Origin of the sequence: Komarekiella delphini-convector SJRDD-AB1 (genome assembly GCF_014831675.1) — a bacterium.
Taxonomy (GTDB): Bacteria; Cyanobacteriota; Cyanobacteriia; order Cyanobacteriales; family Nostocaceae; genus Komarekiella.
Genome location: NZ_VJXY01000017.1, coordinates 69,857 through 87,524, shown reverse-complemented (window position 1 = coordinate 87,524; position 17,668 = coordinate 69,857). Strand labels below are relative to the sequence as shown.

Sequence of the window (17,668 nt, the reverse complement as noted above, 5' to 3'; positions counted from 1 at the left end):
GAGGTCGGAAGCCTCTCGTAAAGAGGCTACGCCAACGCGAACCGCTCAGACTTCTCTTTGCAAGGCAGTGGCTTGACTTGAGCGGACTGGCGTTATGGAGAAGAACCTTTAAAACTAGCAAACTGATTTATGACGAATTAGCAATCGCACCTTAAATGTTCTTCTAAGTACTATTTGATTAACGCTGGGCAGAAGAGAGTATAGTTTGTACAGTTAGCTTTTTACTAAAATTTGAGTTTGACACTGGAGAATTACAAAAATGTCTACTGATACAGTTGCTTACGTTGAAGAAAGTGAATTTGATACTCTTTTAAGTGAAGAGAAAGTAGTTGTTGTTGATTTTACTGCTACTTGGTGTGGCCCCTGTCGCTTGATCAGTCCGTTAATGGATAAACTCGCAGAGGAATACAAAGACCGCGTCAAGGTTGTTAAAGTAGACGTCGATAACAACAAGCCGATTTTTAAAAAATTCGGTCTTCGCAACATTCCGGCGGTTTTATTTTTTAAGGACGGTGAATTAGCAGAAACTATAGTGGGAGTTTCTCCTTACGAACAATTTACTGAAGCTATTGAGAAGCTTTTTTAGCTTGTTTTGGGGTAGTGGTAGATATATAGGGGAGTAGTAGAAAAAGTAAACTTTGCATCTCTCCATAAGCTAAAAAGATTCATAAAAAATCAGACCTTAGATGAATGAGGTTACTATGGGATCTACCTCATGCTAGAGATAGCAAACGTTGAAGTTTCATTTATAAATCAAAGAAGTTCTTACCTAGTAAAGGTGACATTCATTCATCAAAATGGTTAGACCTGAATCAAATCGAAGCTAAAACTGCATAGAGTGAGGTGTGAATAGTTTTTCAGCCTCTCTCTTCACTATTTTCCCTATTTATTAGTCAATACAATATTTGACTAAATCTCCACTTGATTTCCCAAAATACACAGCGTCAGGCTTGAGGAGAATTATTATGATGAGAGTAAATACAGTACAGCTACAGAACAGTTTGAACGAAGTCAGCTACCCGCTGAGTAAACAAGACTTGGTTAGGTACGCTGAAGAAAAAGGTATTGATGAGAGAGTACTGCGAGCCTTAAAGCAGTTGCCTTCAAAAGAGTATCAAACGTTAGCTGATGTAAGCAAAGCGATTAGCGAAAGCGAATAAGTGTTTGAAAAGGGTAATCACTTGTTTGTTGTAAAGTATTTAACGTTTTTGTGTGTAGTACCTCAAACATAGTTATTATGATTGCGATCGCCACAATCAAGCTTTCAGGAATTTTAGCAAGAATGGCGTTCAAGCGCATATTGTTTGATAGCAACCAGGTAAAGCATTACATTATTCTCCGTAGAGTCACGGTAAATTTTGTAGATTAATTGATTGGAGAACGATCGCAATCATAATAGCTAAAGTTAAGTAACGACGCAAATTTACTAAACAGCGGTATTCAATTTGTGAATGTACAGGTTCAAACCCTGGTATAAGCTTAAAGCCAGCAGTCGGATTTGAACCGACGACCTTCCGATTACAAGTCGGATGCACTACCACTGTGCTATGCTGGCGCTCATTGACTAATGCTTTCAAGCATTAACCGACTTCTTATTGTACCATAAGTAATTTGGTTGTCTACTATCTAGTACAGATAAACATTTTTAGCTCATTGCTTTTCAGCCCTCTGATAGTTGAGTAAGTGTTAAAAGTGTGGTAAGTAAAACTGGTTACTAAAAATTTTGAACTAAAGAAAAAATCCGCCCACTAAAGGCAAGGTTTTAACCAAATCTTAAAAGTCTCTAATTCTTAATAAACCCAAAAAATCAGTGATTGAAATTACTGATAAAGTTGATAAATTAATATTCATAGCAAAGCTATCTTACATCCTAGGCTAGGCGCAAAAATATTGATACAGTTTTAGAACTGTATTTTTTTTGCCACAGTTGGGTAAAGGAACAGAAATACGTAATTGTTCTTTACAGATTACAAGCATGGCAGCGTTGAGCGGACGAGATTTATTAAGTCTGGCAGACCTAAGTCCAACGGAACTTCAGGAACTTCTGCAATTGGCAACTCAACTAAAATCGCAACAGTTAAAGCTGCGATGTAATAAGGTGTTGGGATTGTTGTTTTCTAAAGCTTCAACTCGCACACGGGTGAGTTTTACAGTGGCGATGTACCAATTGGGTGGACAAGTAATCGATCTCAACCCTAATGTCACTCAAGTTAGTCGTGGGGAACCTTTACAGGATACGGCTCGGGTGTTGGATCGATATCTGGATATTTTAGCAATTCGCACTTTTGCACAGCAGGAGTTGGAAACTTTTGCTCATTATGCCAAAATTCCGGTAATTAATGCGCTGACTGATGCAGAACACCCCTGTCAGGTATTAGCTGATTTGTTGACGATTCAAGAAAGCTTTAACACCCTTGCTGGGTTAACTTTGACCTATGTGGGTGACGGGAATAATATGGCTAATTCTCTAATGCTTGGCTGCGCTTTGGCTGGGATGAATGTCAGAATTGCTACGCCTAGTGGATATGAACCAGATCCTAAGATTGTGGAACAAGCAAGAGCGATCGCTAATAATAAAACTGAGGTTCTCCTGACTCATGACCCAGAATTAGCAGCCAAGGGAACTGCTGTACTTTACAGCGATGTTTGGGCAAGTATGGGGCAAGAAGATCAAGCAGGCGATCGCTTTCCGGTTTTTCAACCTTACCAAATTTCGGAGCAACTATTGAGCCTTGCTGATCCAGAGGCAATTGTTTTACACTGCTTACCAGCCCATCGCGGTGAAGAAATTACCGAAGCAGTAATCGAAGGTTCCCAATCACGAGTTTGGGATCAAGCCGAAAATCGCTTGCATGCCCAAAAGGCTCTGCTTGTCAGTATTTTAGGGGCAGAGTGAAAGTAGTCAGGAGTCAATCGATTTTGGATTTTAAATTTTGGATTTTGGATTGAAAGAGACCACAATTCGAGAAGTTGCATTAGCGTACCCCACGGGGGCTGGGCATGAACCGAAATAATCTAAAATCTAAAATTGGCACGGTCAAGAGTCAAGAGTTAAGAGTTATTTTCTCACCTTTCTCCTCTGCTTCTGTGTTCCCTCACTCCTCCACTGCCCCTATCTTCTAACTCCCGACTCTTAATTCCTGGCTACTTCTTCGTAAAAAATCAAAAATAAATAGGCAAAAAATAAAAGAATTATCTTTCTTTTGCTTTTCATATTTTTACTTTTATCTTGTTATGGAGAGTTTTTTGTAGTACTAATGTTCTAGGGACATTTATAATTACTTCCCGATAAATTTATGGAACGTCTAACAGAAGCTCAACAAGAACTTTACGAATGGTTGGCGGAATACATCCGAACACACCAACATTCGCCTTCAATTCGGCAAATGATGCAGGCGATGAGCTTGAAGTCGCCAGCACCAATTCAAAGTCGCTTAGAACATTTACGCGTTAAAGGATACATAGAATGGAATGAAGGGAAGGCGCGAACTATTCGGATTTTACATCCTGTAAAGCAAGGTGTACCGATTTTAGGCACGATCGCCGCTGGTGGTTTAATTGAACCATTCACCGATACTGTAGATCATCTGGACTTTTCTAATTTCTCATTACCTGCTCAAACCTATGCTTTGCGCGTAGCTGGCGACAGCATGATTGAAGATTTAATTGCTGATGGAGATTTAGTATTCTTGCGTCCAGTAGCAGAACCAGATCATCTGAAAAATGGTACTATTGTCGCCGCCAGAGTTGATGGATACGGTACTACTTTAAAACGTTTTTATCGAAGTGGCGATCGCGTTACCCTCAAACCAGCAAATTCTAAGTACAACCCCATTGAAGTTGCAGCTATGCATGTGCAGGTACAAGGTTCTCTCATCGGCGTTTGGCGCGGTTACTGAAAAATGGGGATTGGGGAACTCGGGGCCCCCTCTGGGGATAAGGGGCAATGGGGACTGGGGAAGTAGGGTAAGCAGGGGGAGAATTCCTAACTTAGAACTCAGCACTCACAACTTTTTCCTAATCACCAATGCCCAATTATTAGGGTTCGTTACCATCTTTGTGCCTGACATTTTATGTATCTGATATCAAATCCAGTGCATCAACTGCCCACTTTCAAACTCAAATTACCATTTGTAAGGGAAAGTAAGGGCAGTTATCAGACTCAGCAACCACTACCAGGATGCCCGAAAATCCCTTTATCTCTGCAATTGAGGCAGTATCAGCGACAAGCTATCACTAGCTGGTTTGCTAACAATGGTAGAGGAACGCTAAAAATGGCAACTGGTAGTGGTAAAACAATCACAGCATTAGCGATCGCTTGTGAATTATACCAACAGATTAACTTACAAGTTTTGTTGGTAGTCTGTCCCTATCGCCATCTTGTCACCCAATGGGCGCGAGAATGTGAAAAGTTTAATTTGCAGCCTATTTTAGCCTTTGAAAATTTACGCGCTTGGCAAAGTCAACTTTCTACGCAGATTTACAATCTGCGTTCTGGCTCCCAAGGTTTTGTGACGGTGATTACTACAAACTCTACTTTAATTGGAGAAGGGTTTCAATCTCAACTCAAATATTTTCCCGCCAAGACTTTAATTATTGGCGATGAGGCGCATAACTTAGGCGCACCCAAATTAGAAGAAAGTTTACCGCGTCGTGTAGGGTTGCGGCTGGCTTTATCTGCGACACCAGAAAGGTATTTTGATGACTTTGGGACACAATCTTTATTTGATTATTTTGGCCCAGTTCTCCAGCCAGAGTTTACTTTGCGGGATGCGATCGCTCAAGGGGCTTTGGTGCATTATCAGTATTATCCAATTCTGGTAGAATTAACTGAGGCAGAAAGTATTGCTTATTTAAAATTAACTAAAAGAATTGGGCGATCGCTACTATATAGAGAACGAGAAAATGGAGAAGCGGGGAATTTTGAAGACAATGAAGATTTAAAGCCGTTGTTGATGCAAAGAGCAAGATTAATTGGTGCAGCGGAAAATAAATTAACCGCCTTGCATGAATTAATGGAAACTCGCCGCGAAACTACTCATACTCTTTTTTATTGCAGTGATGGTTCACAAGATGCGGGACAACGTTCATCTCTACGCCAACTTAAAGCCGTTGCCAAAATTCTGGGAGTGGATTTGGGGTACAAGGTAAGCACCTATACGGCTCAAACAACTTTACAAGAACGGGAAATATTGCGCCATCAATTTGAAAGTGGTGAGTTGCAAGGTTTGGTAGCAATTCGCTGTTTAGATGAAGGTGTTGATATTCCGGCAATTCAAACTGCGGTGATTTTATCAAGTTCTGGTAATCCCCGCCAGTTTATTCAGCGACGGGGGCGAGTTTTGCGTCCTCATCCTGCTAAAGAACGTGCAACTATATTTGACATGATTGTTTTGCCACCAGACTTAGACAGAGAAACTGTAGAAGTTGAGCGTAATCTGTTGAAAAAGGAATTACGTCGCTTTGTCGAATTCGCTGATTTAGCTGACAACGCTGGGGAAGCGAGAATGAAGTTGCTAGATTTACAAAAGCGATATGGGTTATTAGATATTTGATAAATAACCGCAGATAAATCTGCAATTCTGCATATAGTTGTATTATTTTATAAAATTTTTTGAGTTCTGAAAAAAAGAGCGTTTGATATGGGAAGATAATTATATGAAGCATTTTATAATGGGATATAGGCTGCTTTAAAAATTTTACTTATATCCCATTATAAAGTAAATCTTTATTAATAAAAATTATAGCAGAAAACCTTTCACAAATAAAGCGTTTTTTTCAAAAAAATGAGAAATTTAAAGATATAGTTTGCTGAAAATAAAGATAACACTAATAGTAACCTTACGGAGGCGATCGCACACGTAGAAGCAGTTAAAATATAGAAAAATAATATTTTAAAACCTGATATGTCACAAGAGGGAAATATTGATGATGTGCAGGAGCCAATAACCAGCGCTCCGCCGGAAGTGCGGCAAATTATTGAGCGGGTGTGGAAGCTGGAGAAAGGTAGGCTAGATAAGAAGATTAACAGCCATATAAATGATAATATTTTGGACATTGTGAAGGAAGAGGTGCGATGAAGCTGACTTCAATCAAGTTATGCAACTTTCGCTCCTTTTATGGTATTACACCAGAAATAAGCCTCGCTGGTGGAGATGTTCAAAACACAACGATTATTCATGGCAATAATGGCTCTGGAAAAACTAGTCTGCTAAATGCCTTTACTTGGGTATTGTATGAAAAATTTAGTGCGGCATTTGCATCGACAGAACAGTTAGTAAATAAGCGTGCGATCGCAGAAACTCCAAGAGGCCAAGCTGTAGAATGTTGGGTAGAGATTGGTTGGGAACATGAAGGTAAACGCTATCGAGTCAAACGTGCCTGTCGGGGTTATAAAAACGAAGGTGATTTTGATGCTGGCAAAACTCAATTAACGATGTGGGTTGGCGGAGACGATGGCAAATGGAATATCCCAATTCAGCAACCAGATGATATAATAAATCAAATTTTACCCGCTACTTTACATCAATATTTTTTCTTTGACGGAGAACGAATTGAAGAAATAGTCCGTTCAGATAAAAAAGCTGAAATTGCCGAAGCTACAAAAATTTTCTTGGGTGTGGAAGTAATCAACCGTTCCATCAGACACTTGGGAGATGCTAAAAAAACTCTAGAAAACGAGTTAAAAGCTATTGGTGATTCCCAAATTAAACAACTGTTACGACAACAAGAGAAGATAGAGCGAGAGCGTGAACGCATTACCAAACGGCAAACTGAAATTAAAGAAGAATTAGAATATCAACAAACTTTTAAAAAAGAGACAAGTAACCGTTTGCGAGAACTCAGTGCAGCTAAAGAATTACAACAAAGATGGCAGGATTTAGAATTGCAGAAAGCGACAAATCAAGAAGAATATAAAAAAACTAAGGAAGCACTGAAAAAAGTAATTTCCGCACGGGGTTATACCGTTTTACTCTCAGAAACTACAGCACAGTTTCGAGAAATTATCAATGATTTAAAGCAACGAGGCGAGTTAACATTTGGAATTTCGCGGGAATTTGTGAATGATTTACTCAATTCTCAACGCTGTATTTGCGGAGCAGCATTACACGAGGGCAATCATTCTCATACTTATGTAACTACTTGGTTAAATAGAGCAGGTTCCTCAGCAGTGGAAGAAACTGCAATTCGCATGAGCGCTCAAGTAGATGAAATCGATAAGCAAGCCATAGGATTTTGGGAAGAAGTTGATAGAGAACAAACTAGGATTAATCAATTAAGGCAAAGCATATGCCAAATTGAAGGCGATTTAGACAATATTCAAGAACGTTTGCGAAAAGATGCTAACGAAGAAATTAGCAGTTTACAAAAACGCTTAGATGAAATTGAAAGTAAAATTGATGAATTAAACCGAGAACAGGGTGCAAATCAGCAGCAAATTGCTCAACTCACAACTGAAATTGAAGGTTTTAACAAACAAATCAGCAAACAAAAACTGAATGAAGACAAGCAAACTTTAGCACAGCGCCGGATTAACGCTACTCAAGATGCAATCGAACGGTTAACAGAAGTCAGAAATCGTCAAGAACAACAATTTCGCTTGCAACTAGAAAAGCGAGTACAAGAGATATTTGCAGAGATTTCTGTTACTCCATACATTCCTAAAATTAGCGATAAATATGAACTAACATTAGTAGAAAATACCACGGGTATGGAAGCACTAGTTGCAGCTTCCACTGGGGAAAATCAAATTCTCAGTTTATCCTTTATAGCTAGCATTATTGACAAAGTAAGGGAATGGAGTGAGAAACGAAAAATGATGATGATTCCCGATAGTAGCACTTTTCCAATTGTCATGGATTCACCCTTCGGTAGTTTAGATGAAAGTTCGCGGCGACACATTGCTCAAATAATTCCTCAATTGGCGAATCAGCTGATAGTTTTAGTAACTAAGACTCAGTGGCGGGGTGAAGTAGAAGCAGAAATGACAGGTAGAATTGGGAGAGAATATGTACTGACGTATTATTCTTCAAAACCAGATTGTGAGCAGGATTATATTGAGTTAGGCAAAGACAGATATTCTTTAGTTAGGCAAAGTCCCAACGAGTTTGAATATACCGAGATTATTGAAGTTGAACGTAATAGGTAATCTATAATTGTAAGTCAAGACCAAAACTATATATCTCCCCAACAATACCTAGAATGGGAAGAACACCAAGATATTAAATATGAATATATCAATGGTGAAGTCTTCGCCATGACTAGGGGGACAATTCCTCATACTACCATTGCCTTAAACTTGGCTTCGGCATTAAAAAATCATTTTCGAGGGGGTGCATGTCGCGCCTTCATGGCAGATGCAAAAGTACGATTAACTGAGAACGAGCCGTTTCACTACCCAGATGTTATGGTGAGTTGTGATGAACGGGATAGACAAGCTATTAAATTTATTCAGTATCCTTGTTTAATTTTCGAAGTCCTCTCTGTTAGTACGAAGCTTACGATAGAGGAAAAAAATTTATGCAGTACCGCCGCATTGAGACTTTACAAGAATATGTTCTCATTGATGCTGAAAAAATTAGTTTAGATTGCTTTCGGCTAAATGATAAAGGACTCTGGGAGTTACATCCTTACGAAGAAAGGAATGAAGTTCATTTAACTAGCGTTGATTTTCATTTTCCTATTTCTTTAGTTTATGAGGATGTTCAGTTTCCAGCCTAAGTTTTGGAGAAACGTAGACACGTAGAGCCTTGTAGCAGGCTACCACATACAGAAGATATTGTTAAGTTAAGATTATCTCCAATTCATATCAGATTTTTTATGAATATAAAGAGTGAAGCAACTATTGAAGATTTATACAGCGTCCCTGAAAATTGTAAAGCAGAGATTGTCAATGGAGAACTACTGCTGATGTCTCCAACTGGATTTTTACCAGGACGTGCAGGAGGTGAAATTTATGCTAATCTGCGCGATTACAAAAGACTGACCAAAAGTGGTTATGCTTTACCTGATAACGTTGGTTTTTTTGTCAATCTTCCTAACCGCCGTTCTTTAAGTCCTGATGCCGCATTTTACACTGGCAAACCCACAGGTGGAAAGTTCCTGAATGGTGCGCCTGTATTTGCTACTGAGGCGGGAAGTGAAAATGATTACGGTGAGACAGCAGAGAAAGATATGGCTAGCAAACGCCGTGATTATTTTGCAGTTGGTACTTTGGTAGTTTGGGATGTGGATGTACTCAAAGAGGAAGTTATCAGAGTATATCGCGCCAGTTACCCCGAACAAGCTCAAATTTATCGCCGTGGTGAGGTGGCGGAAGCTGAACCCGCGTTACCAGGATGGACTATGTTGGTGGATAATTTGTTTGTTAGCGATCGCTTGATAATTAGTATAGAGTAATGTGGTTATAGGTGCGATCGGTTTTTGCTTGCCCTCAAGTACAAAATCATATTTTAGTTGGCTATATCCCAGGTAACTTTCATAATTCCTCGGTTATCATCGTAACCTTCAGCATGATCATTAATATAAAAATTAATTTCCTCTTCTGCTTCTAATGGTAAAACTGTATCTTCGCCTGCATGATAACATTTTCCTCTACGTATATATATTAATGCTCCTAGTTTTTGGTCTGGACATTTGAATAACTTTTTAGTAGATTCGTCAATCTCTCTTGTATAACCTTCAGCTGTGACATATTCAAATCCATCAGCCGCTTTACCAACAGCCCATTCTCCAGTAGCATGAAAGTGTGCTTTAACGTTATTCTTATTATTTAAAATTTTAAATTTACAACCATTTTGGTTATAAGCTTTAACCTCAAAAGTTGCATTATTTGCCTGTTGAAGACAAGTAGAAGTATTAGTTTGAGTCTGTGGTGGATTTGCAGAAGAAGCTTGGGTATTTTGGCTAGAAAATATACCAGTCGTATGAAGAGATGCAATCAATCCCCCCGTAGCTGTTATTATACCAGTTAATGCTGTAATTATTCCAGGTAACGTAGTCCAGAAATTGCTTTGCTTTTCATTTTCACTCATACACTAAACCTTTGTTGGTAAGACTTTTTTACTGAAGTAATGATTACAATAAACTACGCATGACTTGATTAAATAAACTTGATACGTATTTTATTATACTTTTTTATTATTGGCTACATAAAACTGAACTGTTGCGAGGCTACCAGTATAACCTCGCGTATCTTGTCAGTCACACCCATAAAATCATGAGTTTGTTGGGGTGATGGAAGTTTGCGCTGACTCATTTATTAGTATAAAATAATGCGTAATAGATGCTTTGACTCTGAATAGCTTACCGCTAGGCATCGCTTTTAGCTGTCGGTTAAGATGGCAACAATGTAGATATTAATATCATGGCTGCAAACAGAATCAGGGTTGCTAAAGATAAGGCTGAGTTTGTGAAATCTCTAGTAGCATCAAAAGAGACAACTGGCCCTTTTCAGACTTATGTAGAAGTTATGGCGTTTGCAGCAGCTTTAGGCGTTAAATATAAAAAGCGCATTCCTTTGGGGGAAACCACAAAAAGAGAACCATCTCCAATTCCACAAGAAAATTTTGCTTCATTGGGGTATGACCTAATTATTAAATTATTAGGAATCAATGAAACTAAAGATATCAACATCCTCTCATCTAGAGAAGAACAAGATGAAGATAAACGTACTCAAATATTTGAAGAGTATGCTAATGGAGGACTAGAAATTTTACAAAACGAGTTGCGAGGTTCTGTGGATTACTCAGAGCGACTTCTATTAGTTCTAATTTCTGAAAGAGGAACAAAAGAACAATTAGAAGAAGAATTTGACCTGAGTAAATTTTTAAATTGATTTTTTTACTTGCTTAATTAAGTTATTAAATATGGAAAATATAGCATATTACTGTCAACGCTTTGCTGAATTAAATGTGAGTAGTAACCGGAAGCATGGTAATGCTCAATATAAACCAATCTTACTTTTATCTGTAATTGATTTGATTGCGCTGGGTATTATTACTACGAATGAGATTCCCGTTTCCGACGAATTAATTAAAACTTTTGAGAGGTATTGGAATGTAATCGGTTCTCCATCTTACAAAGGTGGTTTACACTATCCTTTCTTACATCTACAAAATGAGTGCTTTTGGTACTTAAAATTTAAGCCTGAATTTAATGGGTTGCAGCCAAAAACAATTAATAAACTAAAAGAGGCTGTTGAATATGCATATCTAGACAATGAATTATTTAACTTTTTGCAAGATGAATTTTCTAGAAAAGAACTAATTGACGCACTTGTGACAGCTTTCTTTTCTGATAATGAAAATGATATACATAGAAGCTATTTTACAAATCAATCAAGCTTTTCAAGATGACTCAGTAGAGATAGAAAAATTAATTGAAACAGGAAATTTAGATACTAATCCCAGATGGAGGTGGAAACGAGCAGTTATTATAAATGCTTTTTTTAGGACAGCAATTATACATATTTATGATTACATATGTGCCTTTTGTGGACTCAAAGTAACTAGAAAAGTCAATCAAAATATTGTGGATGGCGCACACATCAAACCATTCTCACAGTTTTATGATAGTAAAATTAATAATGGAATTGCTCTTTGCAAAAATCATCATTGGGCATTTGATAGGAGTTGGTTCGCTGTAGATGAGCAATACAAAATCATAGTTAGTAATGATTTGGAAGAAGCATCTCCCCATTGCTAAACCAATGAAAAATTTTCATGGTGAAACAATACTTTTACCAAACATAGAACAACACTTTCCAGAACTGGAAGCGCTGCAATGGCATCGCCAAAATATATTTCAAGCATAATTACAGGATAGGTGGAAGTCCTACCTTTTTGGGTTCAACAAAATCGCCATCAAAGCCTATTGTTTTATTCTCAACAGTCCTAGCATCTGCCAAAGCCTTACGAAGTTCAGCACGTTCCATCTGTTCCTGAATTCCACCCAAGATGTAAACCAATAACTTCGCCGCTAAATCTCGTCCAGCAACCTGCACCCGCTTTTTATTTGGGTCATACAAAACCCCATACCAAAGAGATTGAGGATACTCCATACCACTAAAGCCGCCTTGCTGGTCAAACTTCCGCAGTTTCTTAAATATATCTGTTAAAGAAAAATCTTTTTTAAATACCAAAACTCCCAAAGCTTGCGCTAAAGCAACTTGAGCAACCGGACGAAAAAGCATATTTCCTTCACCTCCATCCTTCTCAAAGCTGAACCGCCGTAAAGCTGGTGTATCCTCGTGTTCTAAAATTTTATAACTAGAAAGACTAGCCAAATAATCAAATAAATTGCTAAATTCCTGAATTCCCTGCTCAAGTTCTTCATCCTCTGGACGCATGGGAATTAGACCTTTTTCTAAGGGTTTCCAGTAGGGGAACTTTTGACCCAAATATCGCTCAGACATATCTTGTAGAGCTTGCAATGTAGTTAAAACTGTAGAATTGGAAGCCACTGTTGCACTATTCCAATTAACACGGGGATTGCGTTCTTGTCGTTGTTCTAATAGTGGATGTGTAACGGCAATTTTTCTAGCAACGATCGCAAAACCATCATCTTCATTCAACTGTGTTAGCTGACCTTTAGTCAACGGTGCAGCCATCAGGTTGACATGAACAAAAATTGATCTCACCCTCCGCCTCGCTTGGGTGCGAGTTTCTCCAGCCGCTACTGCACAGATGAACTCAATACCAATTTTTTCCTTGGGTAAATTTTGCAAGTAAGCAAGGTCTACTTGGTATTTGTCTATCAAATCGTTTACTGTAATAAAACTGTCATCAGCAGCTTTATCTTTTTTATAACGCTGGAGTTTACGAGTTTTGATTAACTCCATCAATCCTTGAACCCCCATGAGTCGATGTTGACCATCTAGTGCATAAATAGTTACATCATCTTCAGAAATATTTAAAAGACCTGCCTTACCGTCTTTATCTAGGGGTATGAAATCAGTTGTAGACTTTGTGGCGCGTCCTTCGCTATCCCACTCAGCAGCTTTAGGATTATCCACCCACGGTTGATTAATTACTACTAGCACTGGCGGAAACTTGTGATTTTGTCGAGCTGCCAAATACTGTACTAGAGGTGCTTGCCGTGACCAATCAAGGGGACGTTGCTGAATTTCATCAATGCTATCCGCATCAATCTCAACATTCTCACTCTCTGGATTGTACTTTTTCTGAAACAGAGGTAGGCCAGAGGCAAAGTGAACACGACCTGCAAACCATTCCAGAGTAACAGAGCTAACATAAGCCTCAGTACCACCCATCTGGGTTTTTTGAACGAGAATCTGATCCTTTTTTTCTAAAAACTTGTCTAGCAGTAAAGCGAGTACCTGTTTTTCCTTGTTTTCCCTTTCCAGGTACTCTCTAGCAATGTCAGCAGTTGGGTCAGAGTCTTTCATGTTAATTTTTAAAAATAGAACAGTATTATGTAGTTTAATTATCCAAACAATTGAATATTAGTAGTAAAGTTTTTAAAAACTTTTATTCAATCCATGCAGGTGGGTTTTGCCTGTGCCCCGAATTCTATTCGCCCGAATATTACACCCATGTTTCCAGAGAGAAGGAGAAATGACTACAGCACAACAACCAGAAAATAAAGCGAAAAATGCGGTCTTGGGGAAAGCCCAAGAGGAGCAATTTTTCAAGACAGTTCAGCAAACACGTACTGTAGCAGAGTTAGTGGAATACATCCAAGCTCTCACCATTGAAATTCAAGAATTGTATTGTTTGGATCAGATACCTTGGGTAGTAGGCTATTCCGGTGGTAAAGATAGTACTGCCACTTTACAGCTTATCTGGAATGCGATCGCAGCACTACCAATTGAAAAGCGAAAAAAGACTATTCATGTTATTACAACTGACACACTGGTAGAGAACCCTGTAGTCTCTGTTTGGGTACGCAAATCCTTAGAAAGCATGAGGGCTGCTGCTAAAGAACAGAAAATGCTCATTGAACCCCACTTATTACAACCAGAAATCAAAGAGACATTCTGGGTAAGCTTAATTGGTAAAGGTTATCCAACGCCGCGAGGAAAATTTCGTTGGTGTACAGACCGTCTGAAAATTCATCCTTCTAACCGTTTTATACGTGATGTGGTTAGAGTAAATGGGGAAGTTATTCTGATTTTAGGTACGCGTAAGGCTGAAAGTATCAAACGTTCTATTTCAATGGAAAAACATCAAGTAGGTAGCCTAAAAGATCGCCTCGTTTCTGATTCAAGTTTACCTACATCTCTGCTTTACCATAGTCCAAGCTTGCCTAATTCTTTAATTTATAGCCCCATCGAAGATTGGCGTACTGATGAAGTTTGGATTTATCTAAATCAGTGCCAAAACCCTTGGGGGTATAGTAACAAAGACTTATTCACTATGTATCGAGGTGCTACAGCAGATAATGAATGCCCTCTAGTTGTTGATACTTCTACTCCTAGTTGTGGTGATTCTCGATTTGGCTGCTGGGTTTGCACAATTGTTAATAAAGATAAATCAATGGAGGCAATGATTCAAAATGATGAAGAGAAAGAATGGATGCAACCTCTATTAGATATTCGCAATGAATTAGATATTAAAGATGACCGTGATAAAAGAGACTTTCGTCGCATCTGGGGAGAAGTTCAACTTTTTGAGCGTCATGTAGATGGTGAAGCCTCTATTGAACCAATTCATGGCCCTTATACCAAATATTGGCGAGAACATTGGCTAAGACGGTTATTAGAAGCTCAAACAAAAACTCGTTGCACAGCGCCAGAAAATATGCGCGACATCACCCTAATTACTCTAGAAGAAATGAGCGAAATTCGCCGCATTTGGCTAGAAGATAAACACGAATTTGATGATAGTTTACCCCGGATTTATCAAGAAGTGACTGGTGAAGAATTTCAAGACCCGCGTCCTGGTGCTGACTATAGCCTACTAGGTCGTGATGAATGGATAGTATTAGAAGAAATCTGTGAAGGTGATGCGATGCACTTGGAACTTCTAGCGAAATTATTAGACACAGAACGCCAGTATCGCAAAAAGACTCGTCGTGTCGGAATATACGAAACTCTAGAAAAATGTTTTAATACGAGTTCTCGTTCACCAGAAGACGCAATTAAAAATGCTCGTTTGAAACGTGAATTAAACGAAGCAGTTAGTCAAGGTGATGTTGCAAAAGTCAAGCAGATGACTTTGGGCGATGTTGCAGCAATGGATGAAGTAGATGAAGGTGAAAGTGAAAGTGATGAACAGGTAACTTGGGCAAGTATGAAATTTTCAAAGAAAAATTCAGAAGAATAAAATACCCAGCCATTTGAAATTGCAGCTATACAGACAAGACGGAAAGCGACTTCCCGAAAGAGAAACTGCCTACACAAGTTGAATAAACATGAGGTCAAATTTTACGCAATTATATGTAGGTAAGTATAAATAATATTACGAAATGTAATAAATTTAAATTGGCTTGTAGTAAGGGCTTTAGCCCTATTTATTCACGTAACAGACGTACTAGAAAGCTGAAGCCCTCACTACAAACTTTTAACTGGTATTTAATAATCTTAGAAATCAATGATATTTCTTGAACTCGTATTACAAAACTTTGGCCCCTACAGTGGAAAACAGGTAATCAATCTTAACCCAAAAATTGATGAGGAAAACTCGCATCCAATTATCCTATTAGGTGGCATGAATGGCGGTGGAAAAACTACCCTTATGGATGCTATTCGTCTCGCGCTTTATGGACAACGTGCCCAATGTTCTACCCGTGGTAATTTAAGTTATAGCGATTTTCTTAACCAATGTGTTAACAGCAAGATAGATTCAACTACAGACACTCGGATTGAATTACTTTTTGAACATATCGAAAATGATAAGCCAATAAAGTACCGTGTTGTGCGTAGTTGGACAAAAAATCCTAAAGAAGGTAAAGATACATTAGGTATTTTAGGTGATAGTGATACATGGCCTGATGCTTTAGTTAATATCTGGGATGAATATATAGAAAATCTTTTGCCGTTAGGCATTTCTAATTTATTTCTATTTGATGGTGAACAAGTCAAAGAACTTGCAGAACAAGAAACACCACCACCAGTTGTAGTCGATGCAATTCGCGGACTTTTAGGTCTAGAGTTAGCAGATCGTTTAGCAGTTGATTTAGATATTTTAGTTAACCGTAAACTCAAAGAAATTGGTACTAGTAAGGATTTAGCAAATATAGAAGAAATTGAAACCAAGTTAACTCAGCAGCAAGAAGATTATCAAACAACAACAGAAGCATTAGAAACTCTAAAAAATCAGCTAGAAAAATTAGAAACACAGCAGTGTGAAGCTTTCGATAAATTTATTTATGATGGGGGTAAAATTGCGGCAGAACGCAATCAATTAGAACTAAAAAATAAAGAAATAACTACGGAAGTTGAACAAGTACGTCAATCGATGTCTGAGTTAGCAGCTGATGTTTTACCTTTAGCATTAATTCCCAATTTACTTACTCAGGTGCAAACGCAGGGAGAAAAAGAATTTCGTCATCAACAAATCCAAATTTCAAAAGATGTGTTAACGGAGCGAGATCAGCGTTTACTCACTTGGCTAACTCAAGTAGATATCACCCCAACAGAACTAGAAAAAATTCAATCATTTCTAATTCAAGATATAGATACTTTATATGCAAAAAGTAGACCAATGGAAGCACCTTGGTTATTAGCTGATGACGAAGCTTTAAGTCAGTTAGATAATTTCATCTATCACTTGCAAAATTCTAAAATTTCTGCAAAAGATAAATTGACTATTCTCAAAAATAAAGAAGAAGAAATTCATAGTCTTGAAAGACAAATGCAAACGGCCGCAGAACCAGAAGATTATACAAAGTTGCGTCAGGCACTAGAAGCAGCACAAAATCAAGTTGTTGAAGCTAAAGCAAATTACGAAACAATCCGCCGCCGTTTAGCTGAATTAGAAACTATTATTGCTAAAACCAAAAAAGAATTAAGTGAATATACTGTAGAAAATATCAAGCATAAAAATAACGAACATATTGTTACCTCTGCGGCTAAGGTTCAAAATACACTCAAGATTTTTCGTGAAAAATTAACTCTGAGAAAGCTTAATAAATTAGAAGAAGAAGTTAAAAATTGTTTTCTTTATCTCCTCCATAAGTCAGATTTAGTACATCGTATCGCTATTGACACCAAAACTTTCAGCCTATCTCTTTATGATTTCAATGGTAAACCAGTTCCTAAACATCGCCTTTCTGCTGGCGAAAAACAACTACTGGCGATCGCCTTTCTCTGGGGACTAGCAAAAGTCTCTGGCCACCGCCTACCAGTAGCAATCGATACACCTCTCGGTAGACTAGACTCATCCCACCGCAGTAACTTAGTTGAACGTTACTTTCCATCCGCCAGCCACCAAGTAATTTTACTTTCCACCGACACCGAAATCGGCAGACAAGAAGTAGAAACACTACGAGAAAATGAAGCGATCGCTCGCGAATACCTGCTCAAATACGATTCTGCTACTCGCCAAACAACAGTAGTAGAAAATCAATACTTTTGGTAGTAGATATCGGTTAAATAGTGAGCGATCGCTCTTTGTTTAAGCTTAAATATTTACAATATATCTAATGATGCTATTGCAGCAGTTCGAGGGTTTTCAACGAGTATTTTTATAATTTTATCAAATAC

At 38.3% G+C, this 17,668-nt stretch carries 15 protein-coding genes, 1 tRNA gene and 1 pseudogene; 14 read left to right on the top strand and 3 right to left on the bottom strand.

The features are described from left to right. Nucleotides 1–259: 259 nt before the first annotated feature. Nucleotides 260–586: a thioredoxin gene (gene trxA / locus FNW02_RS16915; RefSeq protein WP_191758677.1), complete on the top strand. Its 327-nt coding sequence runs from the start codon at nucleotides 260–262 to the stop codon at nucleotides 584–586. A 379-nt stretch (nucleotides 587–965) separates the two neighbouring features. After that, on the top strand, nucleotides 966–1,160 hold the full coding sequence (locus FNW02_RS16910; protein ID WP_191758676.1) for a DUF2795 domain-containing protein: 195 nt from the start codon (nucleotides 966–968) through the stop codon (nucleotides 1,158–1,160). Between the two features lie 323 nt (nucleotides 1,161–1,483). Here the strand turns inward: FNW02_RS16910 and FNW02_RS16905 are convergent. Beyond that, nucleotides 1,484–1,555 (bottom strand) — tRNA-Thr (locus FNW02_RS16905). Nucleotides 1,556–1,975: 420 nt separating this feature from the next. Here FNW02_RS16905 and argF point away from each other — a divergent pair. From argF to FNW02_RS16870, 7 genes and pseudogenes are all read left to right on the top strand, one after another. Continuing rightward, the gene (gene argF / locus FNW02_RS16900; protein WP_191758675.1) at nucleotides 1,976–2,896 is read left to right on the top strand and encodes an ornithine carbamoyltransferase; all 921 of its coding nucleotides are present in this window, start codon (nucleotides 1,976–1,978) and stop codon (nucleotides 2,894–2,896) included. A gap of 400 nt (nucleotides 2,897–3,296) precedes the next feature. Then, nucleotides 3,297–3,899, top strand: coding sequence for a transcriptional repressor LexA (gene lexA, locus FNW02_RS16895; RefSeq protein ID WP_191758674.1), 603 nt, complete (start codon nucleotides 3,297–3,299; stop codon nucleotides 3,897–3,899). Between the two features lie 174 nt (nucleotides 3,900–4,073). Next, nucleotides 4,074–5,555, top strand: coding sequence for a DNA phosphorothioation system restriction enzyme (locus FNW02_RS16890; RefSeq protein WP_191758673.1), 1,482 nt, complete (start codon nucleotides 4,074–4,076; stop codon nucleotides 5,553–5,555). Between the two features lie 351 nt (nucleotides 5,556–5,906). Further along, entirely contained in the window at nucleotides 5,907–6,080 is a 174-nt protein-coding gene (locus FNW02_RS16885; protein ID WP_191758672.1) for a hypothetical protein, read from the top strand. Further along, nucleotides 6,077–8,149 carry an AAA family ATPase gene (locus FNW02_RS16880; protein WP_191758671.1) on the top strand — a complete coding sequence of 691 codons (2,073 nt, stop codon included), beginning with the start codon at nucleotides 6,077–6,079 and terminating at the stop codon, nucleotides 8,147–8,149. Before FNW02_RS16885 ends, FNW02_RS16880 begins: the two co-directional genes overlap by 4 nt. Before the next feature lie 3 nt (nucleotides 8,150–8,152). Continuing rightward, nucleotides 8,153–8,721 (top strand): annotated as a pseudogene (locus FNW02_RS16875) (Uma2 family endonuclease). Between the two features lie 99 nt (nucleotides 8,722–8,820). Beyond that, the gene (locus tag FNW02_RS16870) at nucleotides 8,821–9,399 is read left to right on the top strand and encodes a Uma2 family endonuclease (protein WP_191758670.1); all 579 of its coding nucleotides are present in this window, start codon (nucleotides 8,821–8,823) and stop codon (nucleotides 9,397–9,399) included. A 53-nt stretch (nucleotides 9,400–9,452) separates the two neighbouring features. On the opposite strand, the gene FNW02_RS16865 is transcribed toward FNW02_RS16870, so the two are convergent. Beyond that, entirely contained in the window at nucleotides 9,453–10,034 is a 582-nt protein-coding gene (locus FNW02_RS16865) for a hypothetical protein (protein WP_191758669.1), read from the bottom strand. Nucleotides 10,035–10,366: 332 nt separating this feature from the next. On the opposite strand from FNW02_RS16865, the gene FNW02_RS16860 reads away from it, so the two are divergent. The 3 genes from FNW02_RS16860 to FNW02_RS39930 are packed head-to-tail and all read left to right on the top strand — an operon-like array spanning nucleotide 10,367 to nucleotide 11,706. Next, nucleotides 10,367–10,837, top strand: a complete 471-nt coding sequence (locus FNW02_RS16860; RefSeq protein ID WP_191758668.1) for a DNA phosphorothioation-associated protein 4 — start codon at nucleotides 10,367–10,369, stop codon at nucleotides 10,835–10,837. A gap of 31 nt (nucleotides 10,838–10,868) precedes the next feature. Next, the gene (locus FNW02_RS39935; RefSeq protein ID WP_348535405.1) at nucleotides 10,869–11,357 is read left to right on the top strand and encodes a hypothetical protein; all 489 of its coding nucleotides are present in this window, start codon (nucleotides 10,869–10,871) and stop codon (nucleotides 11,355–11,357) included. After that, nucleotides 11,308–11,706 carry an HNH endonuclease gene (locus FNW02_RS39930; protein ID WP_348535404.1) on the top strand — a complete coding sequence of 133 codons (399 nt, stop codon included), beginning with the start codon at nucleotides 11,308–11,310 and terminating at the stop codon, nucleotides 11,704–11,706. The genes FNW02_RS39935 and FNW02_RS39930 overlap by 50 nt, the downstream gene beginning before the upstream one ends. A 109-nt stretch (nucleotides 11,707–11,815) precedes the next feature. On the opposite strand, the gene FNW02_RS16850 is transcribed toward FNW02_RS39930, so the two are convergent. Next, complete coding sequence (locus FNW02_RS16850) at nucleotides 11,816–13,408, bottom strand: DGQHR domain-containing protein (RefSeq protein WP_191758667.1); 1,593 nt, start codon at nucleotides 13,406–13,408, stop codon at nucleotides 11,816–11,818. Nucleotides 13,409–13,577: 169 nt separating this feature from the next. Between FNW02_RS16850 and dndC the strand changes: the two genes are divergently transcribed. Further along, a complete protein-coding gene (dndC, locus tag FNW02_RS16845; protein ID WP_191758666.1) occupies nucleotides 13,578–15,287 on the top strand; it encodes a DNA phosphorothioation system sulfurtransferase DndC in 1,710 nt (569 codons plus the stop codon). Nucleotides 15,288–15,554: 267 nt separating this feature from the next. Beyond that, nucleotides 15,555–17,543 (top strand): DNA sulfur modification protein DndD, encoded by a 1,989-nt coding sequence (gene dndD / locus FNW02_RS16840; RefSeq protein ID WP_191758665.1) that lies wholly within the window; start codon nucleotides 15,555–15,557, stop codon nucleotides 17,541–17,543. The last annotated feature ends 125 nt before the right edge of the window (nucleotides 17,544–17,668 follow it).

Excerpts from the sequence above, each read along its gene's own strand:
- dndC (WP_191758666.1), top strand. The coding sequence starts at position 13,578 with ATGACTACAGCACAACAACCAGAAAATAAAGCGAAAAATGCGGTCTTG.
- lexA (WP_191758674.1), top strand. The coding sequence starts at position 3,297 with ATGGAACGTCTAACAGAAGCTCAACAAGAACTTTACGAATGGTTGGCG.
- FNW02_RS16910 (WP_191758676.1), top strand. The coding sequence starts at position 966 with ATGATGAGAGTAAATACAGTACAGCTACAGAACAGTTTGAACGAAGTC.
- dndD (WP_191758665.1), top strand. The coding sequence starts at position 15,555 with ATGATATTTCTTGAACTCGTATTACAAAACTTTGGCCCCTACAGTGGA.
- FNW02_RS16890 (WP_191758673.1), top strand. The coding sequence starts at position 4,074 with ATGTATCTGATATCAAATCCAGTGCATCAACTGCCCACTTTCAAACTC.
- FNW02_RS16850 (WP_191758667.1), bottom strand. The coding sequence starts at position 13,408 with ATGAAAGACTCTGACCCAACTGCTGACATTGCTAGAGAGTACCTGGAA.
- FNW02_RS16865 (WP_191758669.1), bottom strand. The coding sequence starts at position 10,034 with ATGAGTGAAAATGAAAAGCAAAGCAATTTCTGGACTACGTTACCTGGA.
- FNW02_RS16870 (WP_191758670.1), top strand. The coding sequence starts at position 8,821 with ATGAATATAAAGAGTGAAGCAACTATTGAAGATTTATACAGCGTCCCT.
- FNW02_RS39935 (WP_348535405.1), top strand. The coding sequence starts at position 10,869 with ATGGAAAATATAGCATATTACTGTCAACGCTTTGCTGAATTAAATGTG.
- FNW02_RS39930 (WP_348535404.1), top strand. The coding sequence starts at position 11,308 with ATGATATACATAGAAGCTATTTTACAAATCAATCAAGCTTTTCAAGAT.
- FNW02_RS16860 (WP_191758668.1), top strand. The coding sequence starts at position 10,367 with ATGGCTGCAAACAGAATCAGGGTTGCTAAAGATAAGGCTGAGTTTGTG.
- FNW02_RS16880 (WP_191758671.1), top strand. The coding sequence starts at position 6,077 with ATGAAGCTGACTTCAATCAAGTTATGCAACTTTCGCTCCTTTTATGGT.
- trxA (WP_191758677.1), top strand. The coding sequence starts at position 260 with ATGTCTACTGATACAGTTGCTTACGTTGAAGAAAGTGAATTTGATACT.
- argF (WP_191758675.1), top strand. The coding sequence starts at position 1,976 with ATGGCAGCGTTGAGCGGACGAGATTTATTAAGTCTGGCAGACCTAAGT.
- FNW02_RS16885 (WP_191758672.1), top strand. The coding sequence starts at position 5,907 with ATGTCACAAGAGGGAAATATTGATGATGTGCAGGAGCCAATAACCAGC.